Source organism: Corynebacterium sp. HMSC074C03, from assembly GCF_001838285.1.
Classification (GTDB): domain Bacteria; phylum Actinomycetota; class Actinomycetes; order Mycobacteriales; family Mycobacteriaceae; genus Corynebacterium; species Corynebacterium amycolatum.
Window position 1 is genome coordinate 182,149 of record NZ_KV836202.1, and the last position, 7,722, is coordinate 189,870.

The following is a 7,722-nucleotide window of genomic DNA, read 5'->3' on the forward strand; positions in this document are numbered from 1 at the left end:
GCAATCTGCCCGCGAGCCGCCCGCTTGGCCACTATGGACCCGCGCCCAGCTCCCCGCGAAGCTGCTACCGGCGCTGCGCGACCACTTTGCGCACCTGGTCGGCGGCCTCTTTACCTTCGTAGGCTTCGACCACTTCGTCGACAAGCCCTGCCTGTCGAACCGTACCGTGATCAATCCACAGTGCCGTGTCACACAGCTGCGCCAGGAATTCATTCGAGTGCGACGCAAACACCAGCAGACCGGAGCGGTCGACCAATTCGGTCAACTTCGTCCGGGCCTTCGCCATGAATGCGGCGTCGACGGCTCCGATGCCTTCGTCGAGAAGCAGGATCTCCGGCTCAATGGACGTGACCACACCGAGCGCCAGACGCACGCGCATACCGGTGGAGTAAGTGCGCAGTGGCATGTGCAGGTAATCGCCGAGTTCGGTGAATTCTGCGATTTCGTCGAGCTTGGATTTCATCTGCTTGCGCGTCTGCCCCAGGAACAGGCCACGGATGATGATGTTTTCCAGGCCGGAGATCTCCGGGTCCATGCCGACACCGAGGTCGAACACCGGAGCCACACGCCCGCGCACATCGGCGGCACCGCGCGTGGGCTCATAGATTCCCGACAGTAGTCGCAGCAGCGTGGACTTACCCGCTCCGTTGTGGCCTACCAAGCCGACGCGGTCGCCCTCGCGCAGATGGATGTTGATGTCCTTCAGCGCCTCAATGACCACGACATTGGAGTCATTGCGGCCAATCGCACCACCCGCGGCGCCGAGGAACGCCTTCTTCATCGACCGCGATTTGGCGTCGAAAATGGGGAAGTCAACGCACGCGTTGTAAGTATCAATGCTGACCATGCTTATCCCTTGCTAGTTCTATTCGCTTTACGACGGCCTTTGCGGCCTAAACCCAGTAGCTCACGCGGGAGCGCCACAGGCGCATGGCCCCGAGTGCCAGCAACAGGCCAACTGCGGTGCAGGCGAGGACGATCCACCAGTGGTAGGTATCCACCGGCTGGCCGGTCAGTGGGGCGCGGATGATTTCCAGGTAGTGGAACAGGGGATTGATCTCTGCGATGCGTGCGCGTTCGGCGACGGCACCGCCCTGTTCCTCCAGTGTCTTGGTGGTCCACACAATCGGAGTCATGTAAAACACCAGCTGAATTAGGGAATCCAGCAGTGGTGCCACGTCGCGGTAGCGCGTAGCGATGATGCCGAAGAACATCGTCACCCACACACCGTTGACCACCAGCAGCGCCATCGCGGGGATGACCAGGAAGAAGTTCCAGCCCAAATCCGGACGGAAGACCAGCACGAGAATCAGCCAGATCACCATGTTGTGGGCCAGGAAAAGCAACTGACGCCACACCAGCCTGTAGACGTGAACACTCAGCGCACTGGGCAGCTGTTTGATGAGGCCTTCGTTTTCAATGAAGACGGTTGCGCCCTCGCGCACGCAGCCGGAGATGAAGCCCCAGATAATCAGACCAACGGTCACGTGCGGCAGGAAGAACGCCAGGTCCTGCTGGAACAGCAGCGAGTACAGCAGGCCGAGAGCCAGGGCCATCGCGCCGGTGGCAATGGTGATCCACAGCGGGCCAAGCGTGGAGCGACGGTACCGCTGCTTGATGTCCTGCCAGCCCAGTTGCAGCCACAGTTCGCGCTGGCCAAAGCCGGTAGCCAGATCCCGCCAGGCAGCGCCCATGGTACGGGAACGCGATTTGAAAGCCGGTGCCTCACCCGTTGCGTCAACCATTCGCGCAATGTCGCGGCGGAGGGTTTCCTCCGTGCGGAGAGCGGAGCCATTGCGCACAGTATCGGCAGACTGGTCGGCTGCGTCTGCGGATTGGCAATCATTTTCTGCGTTAGTCACGTCTCCAAACTACTAGCAAGGGCGGATTAGATTGAATACCGACAGCGCCGGGCGAGCCATTATTCCACGTCGTCGCGGCGAACAACGGTCGCGTGGGATGGTCGTCATTGGTGGTTACGTGGTGCTTCTGAGGCTGGTTCCACAACTGGTTATGTGACTGGTTATGTGAGTCTGGAAAACTTACATACAATCGCCGCTGTAACTGCTTTATGGCCTGCGGCTGGTGCATATGATTCACGCATTGGGAGTGCTTGCGCATGGCTACAGGCAGGAAAAGTTCAGCCAATTTTAAGCAACTACTAAAAAGGGATAAAGATTATCCTATAGGGGGTTGCTTCGATAGAATTGGCTCCAACTAAGATGTGCAAGCGATACACGGTTCGAGGCATGGACACTCGATTCGTGGATGATTGCACGGTTAATTCTGAAATAGATGTCGCAGCTTGAATTCGAAACCGGGAAAGGGTTTTCATGGCCTTCGATGTGCCTACAACCAGGGGTGCTTACTCGTCGCTTTCCGACGGGTGGACATACCTCAATGCGGGTCAACGCACCCAGGTGCCCGAACGTGTTCAGGCTGCGATGATTTCTGCATTTCGCAATGCGCAGAAGTCCCTTCCAGGTGAGACTGGGGCGGGGGCTCATGGTCAGTCGCGTAGCTCGGGCGTTCCCGCTGCAGCGGAACTGACCGCCAGTGCGCGCCGGGCTTTTGCAGACCTCACTGGCGGTCCGGTCGCCGGTGTGGTGTTGGGATCTTCGCGTGAGGTGCTCATGGAGCAGTTCACGTCCGCAATGAGTCGACGCTTGACTCTCGGCTCTAACCTGGTGATTTCTCGCATCGGTTCGCAGGTCGTACACGCACCACTACGCCGGGCAGCCAATCTCTACGGGGCTCAAGTCCGCATTGCTGAGGCTGACTTGTCCTCGGGTACGTTGCCCTCCTGGCAGTTCGACGAACTTGTAGACGAGCACACTCGCCTCGTTGTCGTCCCGGCCGCGGATCCGTTCGTTGGCACCATCGCGCCGGTAGCTGACATTTCTCGGCGGGTGCATGAGCACTCCAACGCCTGGGTGTTGGTCGATGCCTCGGATATTGTTGCCTACCGCGACGTGTCGATGAGCAAGCTGGGCGCCGACATCATGCTGGTTGACGCCTCCGTGCTGGGCGGGCCTGAGGTCGCAGCTTTGGTGTTCAAGGATCCCGAGATGTTCGAGCGCATGACGTCGTTAAGCTATGTGCCGAATGCGCGCGGCGTCGAGCGGATTGAGGTTTCCCCGGTGTCGCCGGCACTGCTCGGTGGGGTGTCGGAATCGGTGCTGCACCTGGCATCGCTGGATAGCACGGCGAGGGGGTCGCGTAGGCACCGCATTGAAACGGCGATGCCGCAGGTTTCTCGCTACTTGACGACGTTGTCGGAGCGCCTGATTGCGGCGCTGATGACCCTGCCGCGGGTGTACATCATCGGCATGGATACCGAAGATGATTCTTTCGCGAGTGTGTCGCGGGCACAGCACATTCCGCGGGTTAGCTTCCTCGTCGATGGAGTGTCGGCGAAGGTGGTCGTGGACAGGCTGCTGGATAATGGCCTGGTGACCAGCATTGTTGATGCATACGAATCGCCACTGTTGGAGGCCATGGGCATCGCTGAGGCTGGAGGTGCCGTGAGAGTCGGCCTCCAGCCGTTCAATACGCCGCACGATATTGACCAGCTCGTGCGCGCAGTTGCCTCGCTCGGTTAACTAGGCGGTCAGCTAACTAGACGGTCAGCACAATCTTGCCGCTGACCGCGCCACTGTCGAGCAGTTCGTGGGCCTTGGCCGCGTCGCTCATATCCATGACCTCATGAATTTGAGGGGTGACGGTGCCGTCGGCAAGCATTGGCCAAACGGTGTCCTCTGTGGCGTTGACGATGCGAGCCTTGTCAGCTAGATCGCGGTAGCGCAGACCGGTGGCGGTAATGGAGCCGCGCTTGCTCAGCAGGCGGCCAATGTTGAGCTCGCCCTTTACACCGCCCTGCATGCCGATGATGACCAGGTGGCCGTCCTTCGCCAGGGCCTTGACGTTTCGGTCGAGGTACTTTGCGCCCATGATGTCCAGAATGACATTGGCGCCGCCCTCAGCTGCGATGATTTCCTCGAAGTCCTCTTCTTTGTAATTGATGAGGATGTCGGCGCCGAGCTCTTTGCACTTAGCCAGCTTCTCCGCTGAACCGGCGGTGACTGCGACGCGAGCGCCAAGCTGCTTGGCCATCTGAATAGCGAAAGTGCCGATGCCACCCGCGCCACCGTGAACCAGTAGTAGATCGCCTTCCTTTAGGCCGGCAATCATCACGACATTCGAGAACACCGTGCAGGCAACCTCGACGATAGATGCGGCCTCGGTGAAGGAGTAGCCATGTGGCAGTGGGAGAATCTGGCCGGCCGGGACTGCGACCTTTTCGGCGTAAGCGCCACCGGAGAGAAGGCAGCAGACCTCGTCGCCGACTTTCCAGCCCTGAGAGTCGCCCTTGACCTCTTCAATGACACCCGCGCACTCCAGGCCGAGGGTGTCGGTCACGCCTTTCGGTGGCGGGTAGTGGCCAGCGGCCTGAAGCAGGTCAGCGCGGTTTACGCCAGCGGCTTTGACCTTGACCAGCACCTGCCCATCCTCGAGAGTCGGTTCCGGAGCATCGGCCCATTCCAGGGCGCGGGGGTTGGAAAGATCAGTCTGAATGATTGCCTTCATAGTCTTCAAAGGTAATGCAAAAACTGGTTATGCACGCGGTATTTCAAGCTCTTTTGCAATTAGCAAAAATAGTTATGTCTGTAGAGGTGGATGCTTGGGGTGTGGTTTGGGATGAGAAGACTAGCGAAAGGTGCTGGCAAGGGCTGTTATGAGGGCGTTTGCTGCCTCACGGCGGTATGCGGTTATGATGTTGTCGTTGGAAGTATGGCAGAGCGGCCGAATGCACTGGTCTTGAAAACCAGCGAGGGTCACACCTCCGGGGGTTCAAATCCCCCTGCTTCCGCAGATGGAAACCCTCGGTAGTTGTTCTACCGGGGGTTTCGTTGTGTTTGAACTGGTAGTAAGCAAAATACTAGCCGGAAATAGGCGGAAGTTGTAGGGTCTGAAAGTAAGTCAGATGGACTGAAAATGGACTGAAAAATTTAGTCCAGTCCATAAAGGGAAGAAAACACCCAATGCCAGAGCCGAAATTTATCCCGAGCACGAAAAAGGGAGCCAGCAAGAAAGACGGTCATTGGCGCATTCGGTATGCTGCCCCCGACGGGAAGAGGCGGTCAATCACTCGTCAGCACAAAATCGACTGCATAGCGGCGTACCAAGCAGAGCGACGCAGCATTGAACTAGGTACCTGGATACCCCCGGAACGGCGGAAGAAAGAAGCAGAGCGAAAAGGCATTACCGTCACCACGTATTTTGAGCGGTTGCCGACTATCAAGGGTTGGTCGCCGGGAACAGTGCGGGGATACACCGCAAAGTTCAACAATCACATCAAGCCGGAACTAGGTAGCCGTCCCCTAGCCGATGTAACACGGGCTGAAATAACGCAGTGGTACCTGGACATGGCGGAGAGAAACAAGAAGCACCAAAAACTCGTACATGACACCTATTCGCTTATGCGCACAATCTTTAACCAAGCGGTAGAAGATGAACTCATCGACGCTTCGCCCGTGCATGTGAAGGGCGCGGGTAAGCGGCCAACACGAAAAAAAGAGATTGTTGTACCTTCTCCAGAAGAGTTAGCGAAGATAGCTGACCTCATGCCTAATCACTATCGAGCTGCGGTCATGGTGGCGGCTTACTGCAGCCTTAGAATCAGCGAATGGTCTGAATTACGGCGAAAAGACGTTCTCTTGTCGATAGCCCCCAATGGGGCGGAAGAGTGGAGCTTACACGTCTGTAGGCAAGCGCCGGACGAAGAGGGCGATAAAGGCGCGGTACGCATGCACCTTAAGGCCGGGGGAGAGCGCTACGTGTCGATACCACAGGCGATAGTTCCCTTGCTGCAGTGGCACATGCGGAAGTATGTCGCGCCGGGCGAAGGCGCACTGTTGTTTCCGAATCGGGACGGTACATGGACGGATAGGCGGCGGTTTAATTCCTTGCTAAAAACTGCGGTGAGAAAGGCTATTGGTCGTGAGGATATGACTAGCCACGACTTGCGGCATTTTGGGGCGACGGAGTTTGCTCGCTCGGGGGCTAGCGCTGCAGAGCTACAAGCGCGGCTTGGGCACTCGACTGTTGACGCGGCTATGACATATCAACATGCGGTGCAGTCTAGAGATCGTGATGTTGCTAACCGTATGTCGGTAGCTGAAGTTAGTATCCCCGCTGAGACAGATAGCCCCTGCGTTAAACGGCATGAGAGCGGCAAGAATGGGAAAGGTGACGGTACCTGTGAATGTCGATGATGAATCGTCATTGGTGAAGGTTCAGCGGCGGATTATTGGGGAAATCCATATTCGCCCGTCCAAAAAGGAGTCCGCCCCGGATAGGTGGGCATATTTCGTACCTGTAGAGGCCAATGAGCAGGTGAAGCAGAGCGCTGCCGGAACTCGTGTCCGCACGAATCTATCCGATGATGTCCCTCCCCCTGAGCCGGACGCTATGGACGGGAAGCGGTCTAAAGAGGTGGATAGGATTATTGGAAAACTAGAAATGGATTTCATCTTGGATATACCCAAGGTGGGGTCGTATGACTCGGCTGTTGTTGCGGCGGCATTGGTTCAGCTCATTGACACTATCGAGAGGGAGGCAGGGCGGGAAGAAGCCTATTATTCGGTTGTTTCGGTTAGAGACGACTCGGGGGTGCCTGCGATTGGTAGCGGAAAATTCTTATATGAAACGGAGGGTATTGGCGGGTGGGTGATTGACGCGTCCGCATTACGAAGGTTGCTAGAGGGGTACCTAGAGCGGAAAACTGTTTCCGGGAAACTTCGCTAGGTAGTTGCGCGTTCCGCTAGTCTCCGCTTTACTTAAACGTGAGGGGCTGATTTACCCTCAGCGATAAAGCTCTGGAAGAGTCGGGTCGCTCAATTTTGTGCACGTCTTTTACGGCGTGACATGTTGAGAGGATACCGACGTGTCAGAAGATTATGTACGTGAAGCGCTAGTAAAGCGCGGTTACGACCCATACCTCACAATGAATGAGGCGGTCGTTTACACCGGTTTCTGCGACCGGACTTTGCGTCAATATATTGCCGACGGGAAACTACGGGCATACCGGGCGGGGCGGGCATTCCGATTCAAGAAAACCGACCTTGACGCACTTTTTACTGCTACAGACCGATGGGGTGCGTAGCAGTGGACACAAAGAAAAACCCCGCGCCAGGCGAACGCAGGGAAATTCAAAACAACTGTTACCCATATCGTAACCAAGTACGGCGCAGCATGCCTAGCGCGTGGGAAACACTAGCTGTAGACGCACTAGCCCTACTTGTATCCTCCACCGCTGAAGTGGTGCAGTACGCCACCGCCCGACGCGGCGTAACGGCCACTGATTTCCCGCGTCTGTATCGCCCGGCGTACCTCGTATTGCTGGAATGCGCTGAGGAACACATCAACACGGGTAGCGCCTCGGAACGTGTGGATATGGTGCAGTTTGGTCAACGCCTGCAGGAAAAGCAGCACAGCACAGGCACGCGGGTATGGCGGCGCATTAGCAACAGCAACGGCTACAGTGCCCACCCGCTGGGTATGGCAGAGCTGGGGCTGATTAACAACGCCCTCACGGAGCTGACTAGCCAAGCAGCTTTCCAGCACCTACAGGCAGCGCAGGCACAGACACAGCAGTGTCTAGACACCGCAACGCTTACCGGCATTGGCCGCGCAATGGAACATCTGCAGAAAGCCCAAGAC

Annotated in this window: 8 protein-coding genes and 1 tRNA gene; 6 read left to right on the forward strand and 3 right to left on the reverse strand. The window is 57.3% G+C overall.

What is annotated here, in order from left to right; genetic code table 11:
• Positions 1-64: 64 nt before the first annotated feature.
• The gene (locus tag HMPREF2847_RS04120; RefSeq protein WP_070851620.1) at positions 65-847 is read right to left on the reverse strand and encodes a galactan export ABC transporter ATP-binding subunit Wzt/RfbE; all 783 of its coding nucleotides are present in this window, start codon (positions 845-847) and stop codon (positions 65-67) included.
• A gap of 46 nt (positions 848-893) precedes the next feature.
• Positions 894-1,862: a galactan export ABC transporter permease subunit Wzm/RfbD gene (locus HMPREF2847_RS04125; protein ID WP_083310795.1), complete on the reverse strand. Its 969-nt coding sequence runs from the start codon at positions 1,860-1,862 to the stop codon at positions 894-896.
• A gap of 471 nt (positions 1,863-2,333) precedes the next feature.
• Between HMPREF2847_RS04125 and HMPREF2847_RS04130 the strand changes: the two genes are divergently transcribed.
• On the forward strand, positions 2,334-3,602 hold the full coding sequence (locus HMPREF2847_RS04130) for an aminotransferase class V-fold PLP-dependent enzyme (protein WP_070851621.1): 1,269 nt from the start codon (positions 2,334-2,336) through the stop codon (positions 3,600-3,602).
• Between the two features lie 16 nt (positions 3,603-3,618).
• On the opposite strand, the gene HMPREF2847_RS04135 is transcribed toward HMPREF2847_RS04130, so the two are convergent.
• The gene (locus HMPREF2847_RS04135) at positions 3,619-4,587 is read right to left on the reverse strand and encodes an NAD(P)H-quinone oxidoreductase (RefSeq protein ID WP_070851622.1); all 969 of its coding nucleotides are present in this window, start codon (positions 4,585-4,587) and stop codon (positions 3,619-3,621) included.
• A 198-nt stretch (positions 4,588-4,785) separates the two neighbouring features.
• On the opposite strand from HMPREF2847_RS04135, the gene HMPREF2847_RS04140 reads away from it, so the two are divergent.
• From HMPREF2847_RS04140 to HMPREF2847_RS04155, 5 genes are all read left to right on the forward strand, one after another.
• A tRNA-Ser gene (locus HMPREF2847_RS04140) sits at positions 4,786-4,870 on the forward strand.
• A 172-nt stretch (positions 4,871-5,042) separates the two neighbouring features.
• Positions 5,043-6,275, forward strand: a complete 1,233-nt coding sequence (locus tag HMPREF2847_RS04145; protein WP_070851623.1) for a tyrosine-type recombinase/integrase — start codon at positions 5,043-5,045, stop codon at positions 6,273-6,275.
• A complete protein-coding gene (locus tag HMPREF2847_RS04150) occupies positions 6,262-6,807 on the forward strand; it encodes a hypothetical protein (protein ID WP_070851624.1) in 546 nt (181 codons plus the stop codon). Before HMPREF2847_RS04145 ends, HMPREF2847_RS04150 begins: the two co-directional genes overlap by 14 nt.
• 199 nt (positions 6,808-7,006) lie before the next feature.
• Positions 7,007-7,165 (forward strand): excisionase family DNA-binding protein, encoded by a 159-nt coding sequence (locus tag HMPREF2847_RS11225; RefSeq protein WP_083327313.1) that lies wholly within the window; start codon positions 7,007-7,009, stop codon positions 7,163-7,165.
• 89 nt (positions 7,166-7,254) lie between these two features.
• Positions 7,255-7,722, forward strand: a 468-nt coding sequence (locus HMPREF2847_RS04155; RefSeq protein WP_141765049.1) for a hypothetical protein, incomplete at its 3' end; no start/stop codon positions are given.

Excerpts from the sequence above, each read along its gene's own strand:
- HMPREF2847_RS04145 (WP_070851623.1), top strand. The coding sequence starts at position 5,043 with ATGCCAGAGCCGAAATTTATCCCGAGCACGAAAAAGGGAGCCAGCAAG.
- HMPREF2847_RS04120 (WP_070851620.1), bottom strand. The coding sequence starts at position 847 with ATGGTCAGCATTGATACTTACAACGCGTGCGTTGACTTCCCCATTTTC.
- HMPREF2847_RS04135 (WP_070851622.1), bottom strand. The coding sequence starts at position 4,587 with ATGAAGGCAATCATTCAGACTGATCTTTCCAACCCCCGCGCCCTGGAA.
- HMPREF2847_RS04130 (WP_070851621.1), top strand. The coding sequence starts at position 2,334 with ATGGCCTTCGATGTGCCTACAACCAGGGGTGCTTACTCGTCGCTTTCC.
- HMPREF2847_RS11225 (WP_083327313.1), top strand. The coding sequence starts at position 7,007 with ATGAATGAGGCGGTCGTTTACACCGGTTTCTGCGACCGGACTTTGCGT.